The following is a 17,676-nucleotide window of genomic DNA, read 5'->3' as shown; positions in this document are numbered from 1 at the left end:
GGGCAACGTGGTGCACCATGCCACGGAGCCTTTTTCAACCTCATGTTGAGGCGTGGTGAAGGACGAGGACGGCTTTCACGATGTCGGTGATCCGGTTGGTGCTGCAGCGGAGCTTGCGGAGCAGGCGCCAGCCCTTGAGGGTGGCCATGGCCTGCTCGCCGAGACAGCGGATCTTGGCGTGGCTGCTGTTGTGCCGACGCTTCCACCGCTTGAGCCGGCGGCCCCGGAACGGCACGCGAACTGGTCGGCTGGCGCCCTGGTACGCCTTGTCCGCCCAGCACTTCACGCCCGCCTCGGCGAGCGCGTCGATGATGCCGTGTGTGCGGGCGGCGGTCAGATCGTGGGTGGAGCCGGGCAGTGCGGGTGAGGCCCACAAGAGGCGTCCGAATGGATCGGTGAGGACCTGGACGTTCATGCCGTGGCGTTTATGTTCTTCGGAGTAGTACGGGGTGTCGGCGGCGATCCGGTCGATCGGCAGCAGGGTGCCGTCCAGGATCACGAACGCCTTCGTCCGTACGGTCTTCATCGCCTCGTCCAGGGTGGGGGCCCCGGCGGCCAGGACGTCGATGGCCTCGCGTATGTAGCGGTACGCGGTCGCGGTGCCGATACGGAAGCCGGCGGCGAGCTGGGCGTAGGTGTCGCCGCACCGCAGGTGGGCCAGGGCGAGCAATGCCAGACGCCCGACCGGCAGGCGTCTGTCGAGAACCCGTCTACCAGGAGCTTCGCTGTTCCGTACAGCCCTCACCCGCCAACACCCCGACCACACAGCCAGGTTGAAAAAGGCTCAGTGGAGGTACGGGCGCATGAGTACGTGTACTCAGAGGAGTTCACATCCGCACACCTCTACCTACATGGGTGAATGCGCGTGAACCCAGTCTCTTGGAGGGGAACGCTTCCCGCAGACCCAGTCGGCATCGCCCCCGATTCCCACGTGAGAGGCACAGAATGACCCGTACCCGCCGCGTTGCCATCACCGTCACTACATATGCCCTTCTCACCATGGGAGGCATCGCACTCGCCACGCCCTCTTATGCACAATCCGGCGGCGATGAGCCGCCGCCGGGCCCCGCCCAGCAGCAGCAACAGCAGCAGGATCAGAATCCGGCTACCCCGATTCAGGCCCTGCTGACCTTGCTGGCCCAGCTCCAGGCCCAGCTCCAGGCCCAGCTCCAGGTCCAGGGCCAGATCCAGGGCCAGCAGCAGGGCCAGGGCCAGGAGCAGGCCGTGAACATTGGCTAGGGTCTGTATTGAGTCGTGATCAGTTTGCCGGATCCGCCCTCGCTCCGCGGGCGGATCCGGTAGTCCAGTGCACATGACGCGTGCGCAACTGACGGACGAGGAGTGGGGGTTCGTCGAGCCGTATCTGCCGGTCGGTGAGTACGGCCCGTATCCCGAGCGGCTGCGGCAGCAGTTCGAGGGCGTGATCTGGAAGTTTCGCTCGGGAGCGCAGTGGCGGGAGATGCCGGGCCGGTTCGGTGCCTGGTCCACCGTGCACAACCGGTTTCGGCAGTGGCGGGACGCCGGGGTCTTCGAGGCTCTGCTGGAAGGGGTGGTCGCCGAGGCGGCCGAGCGGGGCGGGGTGGACCTGTCGCTGGTCAGCGTGGACTTCACGACTGCCCGGGCCCACCACGACGCGGCCGGGGTGTGCTTGGAGGAGGGCGTCCTGGACGCGTTGGAGAAGGCCGCCGTCGAGGCGGAGGCGGCCCGGCAAAAGGGGGCGGCGCGGAGGAACAAGACGGACAGGGTGACGTCTGTGATCCCGGCCAGGCTGAACGGCGGCGCGTCCGGCGACGGCGCAAGCTCCGTTTGAAAGCCGCTCTGCTCGGGCGCTCGCGAGGCGGACAGACCAGCAAGATCCACCTGGCTGCCGACCGTCGCTGCCGGCCCCTGGCTCTGATCCTGACCGCTGGCCAGGCCGCGGACAGCCCGCAGTTCATCCCTGTGCTCGCCAAAGTGCGCGTCCGCGGGCCCGTCGGGCGCCCCCGCACCCGACCGGACGCGGTCGCCGCGGACAAGACATACTCCTCTCGCGGCAACCGCACCTGCACGAACGCGGGATCAAGGCAGTCATCCCGGAGAAGAAGGACCAGGCCGCCAACCGGAAGAAGAAGGGCCAACGCGGCGGCCGGCCCGTCACCCACGACGCCGAGCTCTACAAAGAGCGCAACACCGTCGAGCGCCTGATCAACAAGCTCAAGGCATGGCGCGGGATCACCACCCGCTACGACAAGACCCCCGAAAGCTACCTCGCCGCACTCCACCTCCGCGCCTCCATGAGCTGGATCAAGGACCTCACCCGAACCACTCAGTGATCACGACTCGATACAGGTCCTAGGTCGGCTGCCGTTTGCTCTCCAAGCGGTCGGCATCTACCTGGCGACCCCCACCAGCCGCTATCAGACCTTCACTCACTATCTCCAGGCTATGGGTGCTGAGCTGTCCACGCTGGTGGGCGCAAAACATCCAGACGCTTCCGATCCGGAGACAGCCCGCAAGGTGGTGCGGCATACCTGGGAATTGTCCCTGAACCAGCTTGCGACTGAGGGGAATGCACTGGCCCGTCCGGTGTTGCGGATGCTGTCTCTGCTGGCCCAGGCCCCAGTCCCGCGGTCTTTGGTCACTCCCGGTCTGTTGGCTGCCGCGACGGGTGAACAAGTAACTGTCGTGGTTGTGGAAGCTGCTTTGGCGGGCTTGCACCGCTACGGACTTCTTGGCCTGCCCGAGTCCCTTCGCGCCGCCGGTGTGGAGGCAGGCTGTGAAGGTACGGTGCATCGCATTCTGGGGCCCGGCCACCCCGACACCCTGCGCAGCCGGAACGGCTTGGCGGCGACGTTGGCTGCCGCCCAGGCTGCGCGTCGACGGCGAGGCCGCTGGCTACACCGCAGGGCGATCCGCTGACGGAGTCACCCGTGTCACGCATGGTCGACCCGCAGTTCCAGCACTTCAAGAACCCTGAGTACAGGTGCTTCCTCTTGCCCGAGTCCTTATGGGCGGGCGTGGAAAAGCTGTCGAGGACGGCGTTGACGTTCTGCCACTCCGTGCGTGTCAACGGGCTCGGGTAGATGCTGTCCCCGATGTCCTGCCCCTTGTACGTGACGATGCCGCCGGTGCGCTCCGCCCGGTAGACCCCGTTTGACGGAGTGGTTCGTCCAGGGTCGGCCGGCTTCCGGGGTGCGGGACCCGGCCGAGTCCCACATCCGCCCCACGTCGCCCGGAGTTGCGGGGCCTGCTGCGGCCATGAACATGTCGTGGCCACGTTGGATGAGCTCGGTTTCCCAGTCGTCCAGCCCCTCATTGTTCGGACCGAACCCGAACATGCGGCTACCGCCCTTGTGCGGCTTTCCCATCTCCCTGCGTTGCAACAGTGAGTTGTTGATCCGCTCGGACATGCGCTCGGTCTCCTGCTGCGCCACGGCACCCTTGATCGTCGAGATCATCCGGCCGTTCGCTGTCGCGGTGTCCTCGCCCTCCGTCGCGGCGAATGCGAAACCGAGTTCCTTCTGTTCCTCCAAGAAGTGTGTGAGCTCTGTGATGCGGCGTGTCAGGCGGTCAATCGAGTAGACGACGATGCCGTCGATCACACCGCTCCGAGCGTCGCGCAGCATCTCCAGGTAGACCTTGCGTCGCCTCTTGCTCGTCGTCGACGCCGACGTGTCGTTCTCCGGGTAGACCTTCAGCACGGTCCACTCCATGCGGTCGCAGAGTTCGCGGCATGCCTTCTCCTGGCGCTGGACCCCCGCTCCTGGCCCTTGCGGTCTTTACTGATCCGTACGTAGATGCCGACTCGTTTCGGCTTGGCCATGACCGACTACCCCCTAGATCACCCGTCCTGGGAACATGCATACCCATAGGACGGCAGCGAACGTGGCCGGACAATCGGTCGTCCCGATCCTGGTCTCCGCCCGGGAGAGGATCCTGGACCGCGAGGCGTACGACACGGCCGACGGCTCGAAGCTCGACGCCGAGCCGCAGGTAGTGGTTGCCGCTGCCTAGGCAGGGCTCATGGATGCGCCCCCGGTCTCGTCGAGATGCGGGGGCGCAGCTGTGTGGAGCGGCGCGCCCGTCGAGGCCATCGCCTCGATCCGGAAGTGGCCGGGGCTCACTCCCGCGCTGCGTCCGTGAGGCGGTAGCCGTCGGGCGGCCTGATCGTTTCTGGCCTGAAATCGTCGGTCCGGCCGCTTCGGCCGGAACTTTCCTCCAGAGTGCCCCTCCTCCCCGTAACATTACCTGCCGGTAACGTGACGGGGGCGGAGGGACGTTTGTCGTGAACGCTGCACAGACCGACGCTGCTGAGGCCGGGATGAAGCCCAAGGGGAGGGTCAAACGCATGCCGCGCGAGGTGCGCGAGCGGCAGATGCTCGACGCGGCGGTGGAGGTCTTCGCACGCCGTGGCTACCGCGCGGCGTCGATGGACGAGATAGCCGAGCTCGCGGGGGCGTCGAAACCGCTGGTCTACCTCTATCTGAACTCCAAGGAAGAGCTCTTCAGCACCTGCATCCGGCGTGAGGCCGAGGCGCTGATGACGGCCGTACGGGCGGCGGTCGACCCGGCCGCGCCCGCCGACCGGCGGCTGTGGAACGGGCTGCGCGCCTTCTTCGCGCACACCGCCGCGCACCCCGACAGCTGGGCGGTATTGCACTGCCAGGCGCGGACGCACGGGGAGCCGTTCGCGCTGGAGATAGCGGCGCTGCGGCAGCAGCTCGTCGACGTCGTCACGCACCTGATCGCCGACACCGCCCGCGGCGGCTGCGGGCGGACCCTGCCCGACCGTGAGGCAGCCGGGCTCGCCCACGCGCTCGTGGGCGCCGCCGAATCCCTCGCCGGGTGGTCCAACGACCGTACGGACGAGGCGCCCCCGGAGCGGGATCCGGCGGAGACGCTGATGAACCTGGCGTGGGCGGGGCTGGAGAACCTGATGAACGGGCGGGGCTGGGTGGCCGCCCGTTCATAGGGGGTTCAGCAGTTGCCGGACGTGGGCCTGCCCGCGAAGCGGTCCGCGAGCCAGTTCGCGGCCGGGACCGACTCGGTGATCACGCCCAGGGCGTGCTCGCCGAGCGGCAGCGACTTCCACTGGACCGTGGCGCCCTTGGCGCACCAGTCGGCGCGCAGCCGCTTGCCGACGCTGTACGGGATCAGCTCGTCGACGACGCCGTGGTAGAGGTAGACGGGCCGGTCGGGTGCGTGCGTGCCGAGGTTCGAGGAGCGCAGCACCCGCTGCCAGTCCGCTTCGTACAGCGGGTTCCTGACCGTCACGTCGGAGATCCGCTTGAAGAGCCCGGCCACGACATTGGCGGACACGCAGTTGTTCTTCAGGAAGCGGACGTAGGAGCGGCCCTTGTCGTTGAGGTACGCGTCGAGGTCCAGTTCGGGGAAGGCCGCGTCCTGGCCGGCGGCCGCCATGAGGATGAGGCCGGCACCGATGCCGCCGTCGTTGTAGTCGGTGGTCTTGAGGAGGTCGGCGGGCACGCCGCCGGTGGCCGTGCCCTTGAGGTTGAGCTCGGGGGCGTACGCGTCGTGCAGTTCCGCCGCCCAGCTGGTGGCCTGCCCGCCCTGGGAGTAGCCCATGATGCCGACGGGCGAGTTCTTGGCCAGCCCCGCCTCCGGCAGCCGCAGTGCCGCGCGCGCCGCGTCGAGGACGGCGTGCCCCTCGGCCCGCCCGACGGCGTAGGTGTGGTCGCCGGGCGTGCCCAGGCCCTCGTAGTCGGTCACGGCGACCGCCCAGCCGCGCAGGGTCAGCTGCTGGATGAGGTTGGCCTCCATCGTCGTGCCGTCCGGGAAGCCGGCCGACGGTGCGCAGCGGTCGGCGAGGCCCACGGTCCCGAGGGCGTAGGTGACGAGCGGGCGCGGGCCCGTTCTGCCGTCCTGCGGGACGATCACGGTGCCGGAGACGATGTTCGGGGCGCCCTTGGCGGTGGTGGAGCGGTAGGTGATGCGCCACGCCTTGGTGTTGGTGGGCTGGCCGGGCAGGGGGTGGAAGGAGGAGGGGGCGGTGCTGACGACGTCGCCCGGTGACGCGGCTCGCTGTCCGGCGGTTGCGGTGCCCGCGCCCGCGCCCGCCAGGCCGAGTGAGACGGCCAGGGCGGTGACGGCGGCCAGGGCTGTGGTGCGCAGGTGCATGCGGTTCTCCCACGGTCCGGTGGTGCTAGGTGAGTTGAGGTGACCGTAGTGACTGACGGGTGAGTCAGGAGCTGACCCGAAAGCTCAGCTTCGCTGACCCGGCCGCGTGCGGTAATGGCCCGCCAAGAGGCGGTAGGCCCCCGGCGTGGTGCCCGTCCAGCGCCGGAACGCCCGGTGGAAGGCGGTGTCCTCGGAGAACCCCAGCCGCGCCGCCAGCTCGGCTATCGGCTCCCGGCCCTCCATCAGGCTGCTGACCGCGGCCTCCCGGCGCACCTGGTCCCGCAGCCGTCGGTAGGAGGTGCCCTCCTCGTGCAGCCGCCGTCGCAGCGTCGCCGGGCTCACCGCCAGCCGGTCCGCGAGCTGCGTCACCTCCGGCAGCCGGGCGGCCCGCCCCTCGCGCAACGCCCGTACGAGTGAACGCCGTACCTGCTCGGCGACCGTCGTGCCGTACTCCCGCCGGGCGAGCAGACCGGCGGGGGCGCCCCGCAGCAGCTCCGCCAGGTCCGCCTCGTCCTGGACGACGGGCGCGGCCAGCCAGCGGGCGTCGAAGCCGGCGCCGGTGCGCCGGGCGCCGAAGCGGACCGGGCAGCCGAAGAGCCGGCCGTACTCGTCGGCGTAGGACGGCGCGGGGTGGGCGAACTCGGCCCAGCGCAGCGGGATCCGCCGGCCGATCAGCCAGCTCGCCAGCCGGTGCCAGATGACGGTCAGGGACTCGGCGAGGAAGCGGCCCTCGGCGACGGCGCGCAGGTCGTTGCGGACGGCGAACACCACTTCCGGGCCCCGGTGTTCGAGCGCGAGGTCGGGGCCGCCGGGGAAGAGCCCGTAGAAGCGCGTGCCCCGCTCCAGGGCCGTGCCGAGGTCCCGGCAGCCGACGCACACGTGGCACATCATGGCGAACGTGCCGCGCCGGCTGGGCAGGGGGCCGAGCCCCAGGAACTCGTCGCCGGTGGCCCGGTGCAGGGCCGTGACGAGCCGGGTGAACTGCTCGGGCGTCACCCGGGCCCGGTCGTCGCCGAGGAGCAGCGGGGAAATGCGCGCGCCTTGCAGGAGGGGAACGGTGTCGATGCCCAGTCGCCGCGCGCCGCCGAGAGCGGCCCGCACATAGTGCACGGTGATCGTGCCACTGCTCATGGGCAGCACGGTAGCCGCGTTGAGCGTTGGGGTCAGCGGTGCTGACGGTTCCGGTCATGCCCGATGCCGGAAGCGTTCCTTAACGTCAGGGATTTCCCCCGGCGTCCGTCCGGGGGCGACGGCTGGTTCCTGGGAGGCGTCATGCGGCAACGACCTCGCACGCTCGCTGTGCTCGCGGAGTGGGCGGCCGAACGGCACGGCACGTCGACGGCCCTGCGGTTCCGGTCCCCCGGCGGAGGCTGGGAGGAGACCGGTTACGAGGCGCTGCGCGCGTCCGTACGGGACATCGGGCGCGGCCTGCTCGCGCTCGGGGTGCGGCCGGGCGACCGGGTGGCGATCCTCGCGGAGACCCGGCCGGAGTGGACGCGCGCCTACCTCGCGGTGCTCGCCGCCGGAGGGGTCGTGGTGCCGGTCTACCCGACGGCCGGCCAGGACGAACTGCTGTGGGTGCTCGGCGACTCGGGGGCACGCGTGGTCGTCTGCGAGGACGCGGGGCAGTCCGATCGGGTGGCGGCGGTGCGCGCGAAGCTGCCGGAGCTGCGGCACGTGGTGCTGATGGAGGGCGGCGGCGACGGGGCGCTCGTCCTGGACGCGCTGCCCGGGCGGGCGCCGCTGGCGGAGCTGCTCGCGCGGGCCGACGCCCGTACGGGTGACGACGTGTGTTCCATCGTCTACACCTCCGGCACCACCGGTCCGCCCAAGGGCTGTCTGCTCACCCACGGCAACTTCAGCGCCGTGGACGACGCCACCGCGGACCTGCTCGGCGGCGGTCCGGACGACAGCAGCTTCCTCTACCTCCCGCTCGCCCACCTCTTCGCGCAGCTCGTCCAGCTCTCGACGCTGGTCCAGGGCGGCCGGCTCTGCTACTTCGGCGGCCGGATCGAGAACGTCGTCGCCGAGCTGGCCGAGGTCCGGCCCACCTATCTGCCGTCCGTGCCCCGCCTGTTCGAGAAGGTGCACGCCGGGGTGCTGGCCCTCGCCGAGTCCCGCGGGCCGGACGGGCGGGCGCGCTTCGACGCGGCGATCCGGACCGGGCTGGAGGTGGCCGGGCTGCGCGACCGGGGCGGGGAACCCGGCGGCGAGTTGCTCGCGGCCTGGCGGGAGGCGGAGGAGGACCTCTTCTCCCTCGTACGGGCGGCCTTCGGCGGGCGGCTGCGGCTGGCGCTGACCGGGGCCGCGCCGATCGCCCCGCAGACCCTGGACTTCCTGCGCGCGTGCGGGATCGCGGTCTTCGAGGGCTACGGCATGACCGAGTCCACCGGGGTGATCAGCCTCAACCACCCCGGCGCCGTGCGGCCCGGGACGGTGGGCAGGCCGGTGGGCTGCGAGGTGCGCATCGCGGAGGACGGCGAGGTGCTGGTCCGCGGCCCGGGGGTCTTTCCCGGCTACCACGCCGACCCGGCCGCGACGGCGGAGGTGCTGGAGGCGGACGGCTGGCTGCGCACCGGAGACCTGGGCTCGCTCGACGCGGACGGCTTCCTCGCCCTCACCGGCCGCAAGAAGGACCTGATCATCACGTCCGGCGGCAAGAACCTCGCGCCGTCACCGGTGGAGTTCGCCCTCCAGCAGTCCCGCTGGATATCGCGCGCGGTGTTGGTCGGCGACCGCCGCCCGTACCCGGTCGCGCTGCTCACGCTGGACGCGGAGGAGATCGCCGGCTGGGCCCGGCGTGAGGGCGTGGAACCCGGCACCCGGCCGGGCCGGCACCCGGCCGTGCGGGCGCTGTGCCAGGAGGCGGTCGACGCGGCGAACCGGCAGGTGTCCAGGCCGGCCCGGATCCGCGGGTTCGCCGTGCTCGACGGCGACTTCACGGTGGCGGACGGGGCGCTGACGCCCACGCTGAAACTCCGGCGCGCGGCGATCGCCCGGCGCTACGCGCGGGAGATCGATGATCTGTACGAAGCGCTACGGGAAGAGAAGATCCATGAACAAGCGATCCACGAAACAGACGCCGTATGAACAGAAGCGAAAGAAAAGCGTCCGGATAAATGCTCAAACGCTCAAATTCCGTTGCGCGACCCCTTGAACCAGTGAAAGGCAGGAGCCCCGCCCCTCCGCCGAAGCGGAAGAGGGCAGGGCTCCTTGGGTACTGCGTATACGACCGCGATCGGTCGGACGACTGAGCCGCCGGATCGAAGGGATCCGAAGACTTAGACGGGGGTGACGTTCTCCGCCTGCGGGCCCTTCGGGCCCTGCGTGACGTCGAAGTTGACCTGCTGGTTCTCCTCGAGGGAGCGGAAGCCAGCGGCGTTGATCGCGGAGTAGTGGACGAAGACGTCGGGGCCCCCGCCGTCCTGGGCGATGAAGCCAAAGCCCTTTTCAGCGTTGAACCACTTCACGGTTCCGGTAGCCATAAAGCCCTCCTTGGGCCCAAAGGGTTGCCCTGCTCCAGAACCTGCGAGAAGTCTGAAAACTACAAAAGCCTGCGGGGTCACATGCTCCGCAGGCTCTGTACTGCAAGGGAAACCAAACTGCAACTTGCGGCGAGCCTAGCACGCGAGGTTCTTGCTGCGAAAGAGTCGAAGATCACGCTGTCGGATGGTTTTCCCGGTCTTCCGGCCGGAAAAGATCGACGGTCGGGCCCCTGTCGTACAGCCGGGTGCCGCGACCCCGCCCCAGCCGTCACAGACGTCCGGGGCTAGCCTCCAGATGTGGACAATTCAGCCTCAGCCCGCCCCCGCGTCGGCCACATCCAGTTCCTCAACTGCCTGCCCCTCTACTGGGGGCTCGCCCGCACCGGCACGCTGCTCGACCTGGACCTCACCAAGGACACCCCCGAGAAGCTCAGCGAGCAGCTGATCGCCGGCGATCTGGACATCGGCCCGGTCACCCTGGTCGAGTACCTGCGCAACGCCGAGGACCTGGTCGCCCTGCCCGACATCGCGGTGGGCTGCGACGGCCCCGTGATGTCCTGCGTGATCGTCTCTCAGCTGCCGCTGGACAAGCTGGACGGTGCCCGGGTGGCGCTCGGCTCCACCTCGCGGACGTCCGTACGGCTGGCGCAGCTGCTGCTGGCCGACCGCTTCGGCGTCGAGCCGGACTACTACACCTGCCCGCCCGACCTGAGCCTGATGATGCAGGAGGCGGACGCCGCCGTGCTGATCGGGGACGCCGCCCTGCGGGCCTCGCTGCACGACGCGCCCCGGCTGGGGCTGGAGGTCCACGACCTCGGGCAGATGTGGAAGGACTGGACGGGGCTGCCGTTCGTCTTCGCGGTGTGGGCCGTGCGCCGGGACTACCTCGCCCGGGAGCCGCACATCGTCGCCAAGGTCCACGAGGCGTTCCTCGCCTCCCGGGACGTGTCCCTGGAGGAGGTCGGCAAGGTGGCCGAGCAGGCGGCCCGCTGGGAGTCGTTCGACGCCGAGCTGCTGGAGCGCTACTTCACGACGCTGGACTTCCGCTTCGGTCCGGACCAGCTCGCGGGCGTCACCGAGTTCGCCCGCCGTACGGGGCCGACCACCGGCTTCCCGGCGGACGTACGGGTGGAGCTGCTGTCGTCCTGACCTCTGCCAGGAACAGCGCGGAAGCCCTGACCCCCGTGGAGGGGGCCAGGGCTTCGGAGCGAGTTGATGCTGCTGGGGCCCTCTCCGGGGAGGGGCCTGCCGGGACCCGGGGAACAGGGACGGGTCCGGCGGTCACGGGGTCGGTGCCGACCGGGGTGGATCAGGGGGCGGGGACCGGGCCCTCCATGTGGTCACTGATCCACTTGATGCTGCCCCTGCCCATGCCCTCGACGTAGGTCTTGGCGTTGTGACTGCCGTCCTGGATCACTTCGAGGCGTGTGTGGACGGGGCCCTTGTTGCCGTACGTGGCGATGAACTTGTCCACGTGCGGGATGACGCTCTTCTCCTTCGTCCCGTACTGGAACGCGAGATAGACGTCCGACCCCGGCTTGTTGGCGGCGATCAGCTGCTTCGCCAGCAGTTCGGGGTTGTTCTCGTTCTTCTCCTTCTCGTGGCCCTTCCACAGCGGGGAGTCCGGGACGATGTCCGGGCCGGAGGCGATCACGGCCTTGAACTTGTCCGGGTGCTTCAGCACCGCCTTCAGGCCCGAGAAACCGCCGGAGGAGGAGCCCATGAACGCCCAGCCGTCGCGCGACTTGATCGTGCGGAAGTTGGCCTTCATCAGGTCCGGGACGTCCTCGGTCAGCCAGGTGCCCATCTTCGGCTGGCCGGGGATGTCACTGCCGTCCCAGTAGAGGCCACCGGTGTCCGGCTTGGGGTTGAGGATGGGCATCGCCAGGAGGAACGGCTTGCTCTTGCCCTCGGTGTACCACTTGGAGATCGACGACTCCAGGCCGAGGTTGTCGTCCATCCAGTAGTTGGCCGGGAAGCCCGGGCCGCCGGGGAGGGCGATCAGGACGGGGAAGCCGCTCTTGGCGAACTTCGGGTCCTTGTACTCCTTGGGCGCCCAGACCCACACCTTGCCCTTGAACCCGGACTTCTTGCCGTCCAGGGTGGTGACGGCGACCTGGGTGCCGTCGGCGAGGGTTCCGCTGGAGTTCTTGAACTGCGCGGTCGGCCCGGTCGGCATGAGGACCTTGGAGTCCGCGGGCTGCGCGCCGTCGGTGCCGCCGGCCTGGCCGCCCTGGGCCTGGTCCTGGCCGAAGCTGACCGGCTTGCCCTTCTCGGAGAACGGGCCGATCTTGAGGTAGTTGAGCACGCCGGCGGTTATCAGCCCGAGCACGGCTATGGAGGCCACGACTATGGTCCATTTTTTGGCTCGGGAGGCACGGCGGCGGCCGTGGGACTGGTAGGCCCCGTGAGGTGAATGCGTCATCGCGTCGCTCCGGATGATGCTGCTGCCCCGAAGGACATGACGGTTTGTTCCGTCCTTGTGGATGGGCAAATCCCGCCTCGGGGTTCCTGGGACACTCCGTGAATTGAGTCATAGGCTGAAAATCGGGGCTGCCAAGGCCCCACCGGGGGAGAGGCATAGGTCCCGATGCGGCCACTGCTGTCGGAAGATCCGCAGGTCATCGGCGCGTACCGGTTGCTGGGGCGGCTCGGGGCGGGCGGCATGGGCCGGGTGTACCTGGGGCGCAGTGCCGGCGGGCGGACGGTGGCGGTGAAGGTCGTCCACCCGCACTTCGCCCTCGACGAGCAGTTCCGGGCCCGCTTCCGGCGCGAGGTGGAGGCCGCGCGGCGGGTGGGCGGCGCGTGGACGGCGCCGGTGCTGGACGCGGATCCCGACGCCGCCGTGCCGTGGGTGGCGACGGGCTATGTGGCGGGTCCCTCGCTCACCGAGGCCGTCGTGGACACCGGCGTCCAGCCGGAGCCGACCGTACGGGTCCTGGGCGCCGGGCTCGCGGAGGCGCTGGAGGCGGTGCACGGGCTGGGCCTGGTGCACCGGGACGTCAAGCCGTCGAACGTGCTCCTCGCCCTGGACGGGCCGCGGCTGATCGACTTCGGGATCGCCCGCGCGACGGACGCCACGGCCTCCCTCACCGCGACCGGCGTCTCGATCGGCTCGCCCGGCTATATGTCGCCCGAGCAGATCCTCGGCCAGGACGTGACCGGGGCGGCGGACGTCTTCTCGCTCGGTGCCGTCCTCGCCTACGCGGCCACGGGCGAGCCGCCCTTCCCCGGGGACAGCTCCGCCGCCCTGCTCTACCGCGTGGTCCACGAGCCGCCGGTGCTCGGTCCCGGCCTCACCGGAGAGCTGCGGTCCCTGGTCGAGGACTGCCTGGCCAAGGCGCCGCGGGACCGGCCCGCGCCGTCCGAGGTGGCCCGCCGGCTGGCCCCGGCGGAGGGCGCGCGGGGGCTCGTACGGGCCGGCTGGCTGCCCGCGCCGCTGCTGGAACAGGTGAGCCGGCGGGCGGTGGAGCTGCTGGACCTGGAGGCGGAGGCTCCGACTCCGGGAGCGGTTCCCGTCGCCGCCGAGGGAGCGGGGGCCTTCGGGCCGCCGGATCCGTCGTACGGGAACGGGATGAACGGGGTGCATCAGGTCGCGGACGCGGCGCCCCCGCCGGTGCCGCCGCTGACGGGACCGGGCGAGGTGCCGCCGGGGCCGGGGCCGGCTTCCGGACCGGTGGAGCGGCAGGTCGCGCTGTCGGCCGCCGCGGGCGCCGGCCGGGACCGGCGCCGGCGGGTGAGCTGCACGCTGGTGCTGTCGGTCGCGGCGGCACTGGCCGTCGCGACCACCCTGGCCTTCGTCTTCGACCTGCTGCCGGGGCGCGGCGGGGACACGGACCGGCCCGCCGGTGCGCGGCCGGGGAGCGCCTCGCCCCGGGAGACCGGCTCGGCGGACGCCGTCCCGAAGGACTTCCTCGGCACGTGGACGGGCGACATCCGCCAGTCCGACGGCGCGCCCAACGGCACGATGACCGCGGCCATCACGGGCGGTGCCAAGGGCGCGTACGTCGCCCGTACGACGTACTCGGTACTGAACCTGCTGGAGTGCCGCAGCAAGGCCAAGCTGGTCCACGCCACCGCCACCCGGATCACCCTGGAGGAGGTCAGCGAAGGCTCCCCGGGGCCGGGCTGCACGGGCGACACCGCGCGGATCACCTTCACCCTCGCCGACGGGGGCAGGCTCACCTACACCTCCGACGACGCGCGCGGCGGCAAGCCCACCGCCGCCCTGACCCGGAAGTCCGGCTGACCGGCCGCCATCGGGACCGTCACAGGGCTGGCGTAGGCTGGATCGGTCGTGCAAACCCCCTCCGAAGGGATGCCCCGGTGACCGAGAACGCCGACCTTACGTCTGTAAATGTCGCAGCCGTCCTCGACCGCGCTGCCACCGGTGGCCGCATCACCCCCGAAGAAGCGCTGGAGCTCTACCGCTCCGCGCCGCTGCACGCGCTCGGCGCGGCGGCCGACGCCGCGCGCCGCAAGCGCTACGCCGGCGTCGAGCACATCGCGACGTACATCATCGAGCGCAACATCAATTACACGAACTCCTGCGTCACCGCGTGCAAGTTCTGTGCCTTCTACGCCCCGCCGAAGAGCGACAAGGTCTGGACGCGGCCCCTGGACGACATCCTGCGCCGCTGCGCGGAGACCGTCGAGCTGGGCGGCACGCAGATCATGTTCCAGGGCGGCCACCACCCGGACTACGGCGTGGAGTACTACGAAGAGCACTTCGCGGCCATCAAGAAGGAGTTCCCGCAGCTCGTCATCCACTCCCTCGGTGCCTCCGAGGTCGACCACATGGCGCGCATCTCGGGCGTCACGGCGGAGGAGGCCATCCGCCGCATCCACGCCGCCGGTCTCGACTCCTTCGCGGGCGCCGGCGCCGAGCTGCTGCCGGAGCGGCCGCGCAAGGCCATCGCGCCGCTGAAGGAGTCCGGCGAGCGCTGGCTGGAGATCATGGAGCTCGCCCACAACCTGGGCGTCGAGTCGACCTCCACCATGCTGATGGGCACCGGCGAGACCAACGCCGAGCGGATCGAGCACCTGCGCATGATCCGCGACGTGCAGGACCGCACGGGCGGCTTCCGCGCCTTCATCCCGTACACGTACCAGCCCGAGAACAACACCCTCAAGGGCCGGACCCACGCGACCCTCTTCGAGTACCTGCGCCTGATCGCCGTCGCGCGGCTCTTCCTCGACAACGTCGCCCACATCCAGGGCTCCTGGCTGACCACGGGCAAGGAGGTCGGCCAGCTGTCGCTGCACTACGGCGCGGACGACCTCGGCTCGATCATGCTGGAGGAGAACGTGGTCTCCTCGGCCGGTGCCAGGCACCGCTCCAACCGGATGGAGATCATCGACCTCATCCGCAAGGCGGGCCGGGTGCCGGCGCAGCGCGCCACGACGTACGAGCACCTGCTCGTGCACGACGACCCGGCGAACGACCCGGTCGACGACCGCGTGGTCTCGCACCTGTCGTCGACGGCGATCGAGGGCGGCACGGCACACCCCGAGCTGAAGATCGTCCAGGCGAGCTGACCCTTTGCTGACGCTGCACGCGGCGCCTCTCGTCCTGCCGGTGGGCGCGCCACCCGTCGCGGACGGCGCGGTGGCCGTCGAGGGTGACACCGTCGCGGCCATCGGCCCGTACGACGAAGTGGCGGCCGCGCACCCGGGCGCGCGCGTGCGCCGCTGGCCGGGCGTTCTCACGCCGGGCCTGCGGCAGTGGCACGCGGTGTGGCTGCTGACCCGCGCCTACCACCCGGACCCGCGCGAGTACGACGAGCTCGGCGACCGTCCGCTGACCGGCGAGCGCCTGGCGGCCCTGGTGATGACCGAGACCCGCCGGGCGGGCAGCGTCCGGCGGGGGCTCCAGCAGATGCTGAGCCACGGGACGACGGCGGTCGCGGGCACGTTCACCGATCCGGTCGTCTCGGCGGCGGTCGCGCGTTCGGGGCTGCGGGTGGTGTCCGCGCTGCGCGCTCCCGGCATCCTGGTCGGCGAGCCGGACCTCGACCCGTTCCGCGAGGCGTTCGACCTTCCCGGCGCGGCCGGGGCGCCGCTGGCCGTGGGCGGCCGGGCGGACCTCGCCGTCTTCGACGTGCCGGACGAGGCGGCCCTGCCGACGGCGGGCGCGGGGACGTGCGTGGCCACGGTGCTGGGCGGACGGCTGGTCCACCGGCGCCGGTGAGGCGGCGTGGAAGCCCGTTCATTACTTCGGGTGACGCTACCGTCGTATATGGGACCGCGATCCGCACCCGCGTCCAGACTCATGCCCATGGGAGCAGTAATGGTCGCAGAACGGCTGAAGAAGGCCACGGAAGTGCCTGTGAAGGCCACTCCTGAGAACTGGATGTTCCCGCCCGAGGAGGGCTGGACGGTGGACCAGGTGGAAGACCTGGAGCTGCCGTTCGACTGGGAGCTTGTGGACGGAGTGATCGTGGTTCGAGGGCGGACGGTCTGGTGGCACAACCGTGTGCGGGGAAGGCTCGTGAGGTGCCTGGAAGATGCCCTGTGCGAGCCTTACTTGGTCGACTCGGAGCAGTGTGTCTTCATCGACGAGAACAACCCTCCAGTCCCGGACATCGTCGTCTTCGACAAGACGGATCTCGACATCTTCAAAGAAAAATTTATCCCCGTGACCAAAGCCGTCCTTATGGTCGAGGTGGTGTCTCCCGGCTCGCGCCAGGACGACCGCGTCCGTAAGCCCGCCATGTACGCGGCCGCAGGGGTGAAGAACTATTGGCGCGTCGAACGCGGCGAGGACGGCCTCCCCGAGGTGCATGAGTACTGGCTCCACCGGGAGACGGGGCAGTACGTCTCGGCTCCCGACCGTCCTGTGCACGCCGGCAAGCTGGAGACCGACCGGCCATTCCCCCTCACGATCGACCTGGCGAGTCTCGTCGAGCTGTGACCTGACCTCGTAAGTGATCCGTAAGAAGCGCGTCCTCGCACGTCAGAGCGGCATCAGCCGTGTTGCCGAGGGGGCGGCGGCGGGCAAGGGGCCGGCGGTCCTCGGGGTGGGGGCGCACAGGAGCGAGCGCAGTCGGCACCGCGGGACGACCGGTCCTTCCCGGGCGAGCCGTCCCCGTCCAAAGGCCCGCGGGACCCGTGGTGAAGAATGGGTCCGTGACCCGAGCCTCCCTGGACAAGCAGCCGCACGAAGTCGCCGCGATGTTCGACGACGTGGCGGCGAAGTATGACCTGACCAACGACGTGATCTCGCTCGGGCAGGCCCGCCTGTGGCGCAAGGCCGTGGCGCAGGCCGTCGACGCCCGGCCCGGCGAGAAGGTCCTGGACCTCGCGGCCGGTACGGGCACCTCCTCGATGCCGTTCACCGCCGCCGGCGCCTACGTCGTGCCGTGCGACTTCTCCATCGGCATGCTGCGCGAGGGCAAGAAGCGCAACCCCTGGCTGCCGCTGACCGCCGGTGACGCGACGAAGCTGCCCTTCGCGGACGGTGTCTTCGACGCCGTCACCATCTCCTTCGGCCTGCGCAACGTCCAGGAGACCGACGCCGCCCTGCGCGAGATGCTGCGGGTGACCAAGCCCGGCGGCCGCGTGGTGATCTGCGAGTTCAGCCACCCCACGTGGGCGCCGTTCCGCACGGTCTACAGCGAGTACCTGATGCGGGCCCTGCCGCCCATCGCGCGGACCGTGTGCAGCAACCCGGACGCGTACGTCTACCTCGCCGAGTCGGTCCGCGAGTGGCCGGACCAGCCGGCGCTGGCCGCGCGGCTCCAGGAGGCGGGCTGGGGCAAGGTCGCGTGGCGCAACCTGACCGGCGGCGTCGTGGCACTGCACCGGGGCACCAAGCTCTCCGACTGACCGGGTCTCCGGGGGCTGTTGTCATGGCCAGGGCGCGCCGAATCGATACGATCAAGGTTTCCCGCGCCTGACACTGCCTGAGCCCCGGAGTGCCCCTATGCCGCCGAACTGCCCTGCCTGCGCCTCCGCGTGTCCACCGGACGCGCACTTCTGCATGACGTGCGGGCGGGATCTGCGGCAGACGGCCCCGGCGGCGCCCGCCGCGTCCGCGCCCGCCGCCTCTGCGCCCGCCGCGCCGGCCGTGCCC

Annotated in this window: 15 protein-coding genes and 3 pseudogenes; 12 read left to right on the top strand and 6 right to left on the bottom strand. The window is 70.4% G+C overall.

What is annotated here, in order from left to right; genetic code table 11:
• Window positions 1-40: 40 nt before the first annotated feature.
• Window positions 41-697: pseudogene (locus J7E86_RS27400) on the bottom strand (transposase family protein); the annotation flags it as partial.
• Between the two features lie 248 nt (window positions 698-945).
• Between J7E86_RS27400 and J7E86_RS27395 the strand changes: the two are divergent.
• From J7E86_RS27395 to J7E86_RS27385, 3 genes and pseudogenes are all read left to right on the top strand, one after another.
• On the top strand, window positions 946-1,239 hold the full coding sequence (locus J7E86_RS27395) for a hypothetical protein (protein ID WP_215085314.1): 294 nt from the start codon (window positions 946-948) through the stop codon (window positions 1,237-1,239).
• Between the two features lie 73 nt (window positions 1,240-1,312).
• Window positions 1,313-2,312 (top strand): annotated as a pseudogene (locus J7E86_RS27390) (IS5 family transposase).
• A 112-nt stretch (window positions 2,313-2,424) separates the two neighbouring features.
• The gene (locus J7E86_RS27385; RefSeq protein WP_215085318.1) at window positions 2,425-2,898 is read left to right on the top strand and encodes a hypothetical protein; all 474 of its coding nucleotides are present in this window, start codon (window positions 2,425-2,427) and stop codon (window positions 2,896-2,898) included.
• Window positions 2,899-2,984: 86 nt separating this feature from the next.
• Here J7E86_RS27385 and J7E86_RS27380 read toward each other — a convergent pair whose 3' ends face one another.
• The gene (locus J7E86_RS27380; RefSeq protein ID WP_308312745.1) at window positions 2,985-3,680 is read right to left on the bottom strand and encodes a recombinase family protein; all 696 of its coding nucleotides are present in this window, start codon (window positions 3,678-3,680) and stop codon (window positions 2,985-2,987) included.
• Window positions 3,681-3,849: 169 nt separating this feature from the next.
• Between J7E86_RS27380 and J7E86_RS27375 the strand changes: the two are divergent.
• Window positions 3,850-3,993: pseudogene (locus tag J7E86_RS27375) on the top strand (dicarboxylate/amino acid:cation symporter); the annotation flags it as partial.
• Window positions 3,994-4,327: 334 nt separating this feature from the next.
• Window positions 4,328-4,951, top strand: a complete 624-nt coding sequence (locus tag J7E86_RS27370; RefSeq protein ID WP_215085316.1) for a TetR/AcrR family transcriptional regulator — start codon at window positions 4,328-4,330, stop codon at window positions 4,949-4,951.
• Between the two features lie 5 nt (window positions 4,952-4,956).
• On the opposite strand, the gene J7E86_RS27365 is transcribed toward J7E86_RS27370, so the two are convergent.
• On the bottom strand, window positions 4,957-6,117 hold the full coding sequence (locus J7E86_RS27365; protein ID WP_215085312.1) for a lipase family protein: 1,161 nt from the start codon (window positions 6,115-6,117) through the stop codon (window positions 4,957-4,959).
• A gap of 84 nt (window positions 6,118-6,201) precedes the next feature.
• Window positions 6,202-7,248: an AraC family transcriptional regulator gene (locus J7E86_RS27360; RefSeq protein ID WP_215085310.1), complete on the bottom strand. Its 1,047-nt coding sequence runs from the start codon at window positions 7,246-7,248 to the stop codon at window positions 6,202-6,204.
• Window positions 7,249-7,389: 141 nt separating this feature from the next.
• On the opposite strand from J7E86_RS27360, the gene J7E86_RS27355 reads away from it, so the two are divergent.
• Window positions 7,390-9,207 carry a long-chain fatty acid--CoA ligase gene (locus J7E86_RS27355; RefSeq protein ID WP_215085308.1) on the top strand — a complete coding sequence of 606 codons (1,818 nt, stop codon included), beginning with the start codon at window positions 7,390-7,392 and terminating at the stop codon, window positions 9,205-9,207.
• 191 nt (window positions 9,208-9,398) lie between these two features.
• Here J7E86_RS27355 and J7E86_RS27350 read toward each other — a convergent pair whose 3' ends face one another.
• Window positions 9,399-9,602 (bottom strand): cold-shock protein, encoded by a 204-nt coding sequence (locus J7E86_RS27350; protein ID WP_014144190.1) that lies wholly within the window; start codon window positions 9,600-9,602, stop codon window positions 9,399-9,401.
• Between the two features lie 297 nt (window positions 9,603-9,899).
• Between J7E86_RS27350 and J7E86_RS27345 the strand changes: the two genes are divergently transcribed.
• The gene (locus J7E86_RS27345; RefSeq protein ID WP_215085306.1) at window positions 9,900-10,751 is read left to right on the top strand and encodes a menaquinone biosynthetic enzyme MqnA/MqnD family protein; all 852 of its coding nucleotides are present in this window, start codon (window positions 9,900-9,902) and stop codon (window positions 10,749-10,751) included.
• Between the two features lie 160 nt (window positions 10,752-10,911).
• On the opposite strand, the gene J7E86_RS27340 is transcribed toward J7E86_RS27345, so the two are convergent.
• Entirely contained in the window at window positions 10,912-11,940 is a 1,029-nt protein-coding gene (locus J7E86_RS27340; protein WP_308312746.1) for an alpha/beta hydrolase-fold protein, read from the bottom strand.
• 252 nt (window positions 11,941-12,192) lie between these two features.
• Between J7E86_RS27340 and J7E86_RS27335 the strand changes: the two genes are divergently transcribed.
• The 5 genes from J7E86_RS27335 to J7E86_RS27315 all read left to right on the top strand — a co-directional run bounded on the left by J7E86_RS27335 (window position 12,193) and on the right by J7E86_RS27315 (window position 17,429).
• Entirely contained in the window at window positions 12,193-13,851 is a 1,659-nt protein-coding gene (locus J7E86_RS27335; RefSeq protein WP_215085302.1) for a serine/threonine-protein kinase, read from the top strand.
• 77 nt (window positions 13,852-13,928) lie between these two features.
• Window positions 13,929-15,140, top strand: a complete 1,212-nt coding sequence (gene mqnC, locus J7E86_RS27330) for a cyclic dehypoxanthinyl futalosine synthase (protein ID WP_215085300.1) — start codon at window positions 13,929-13,931, stop codon at window positions 15,138-15,140.
• Between the two features lie 4 nt (window positions 15,141-15,144).
• A complete protein-coding gene (locus J7E86_RS27325; protein ID WP_215085298.1) occupies window positions 15,145-15,792 on the top strand; it encodes a hypothetical protein in 648 nt (215 codons plus the stop codon).
• Between the two features lie 99 nt (window positions 15,793-15,891).
• Entirely contained in the window at window positions 15,892-16,515 is a 624-nt protein-coding gene (locus J7E86_RS27320; protein WP_215085296.1) for a Uma2 family endonuclease, read from the top strand.
• 215 nt (window positions 16,516-16,730) lie between these two features.
• Entirely contained in the window at window positions 16,731-17,429 is a 699-nt protein-coding gene (locus J7E86_RS27315; protein WP_215085294.1) for a demethylmenaquinone methyltransferase, read from the top strand.
• Window positions 17,430-17,676 lie beyond the last annotated feature (247 nt).

It is taken from the genome of Streptomyces sp. ISL-11, assembly GCF_018614525.1.
In the GTDB taxonomy this organism is placed as follows: domain Bacteria; phylum Actinomycetota; class Actinomycetes; order Streptomycetales; family Streptomycetaceae; genus Streptomyces.
This window is presented reverse-complemented; position numbering and strand designations above follow the sequence as displayed.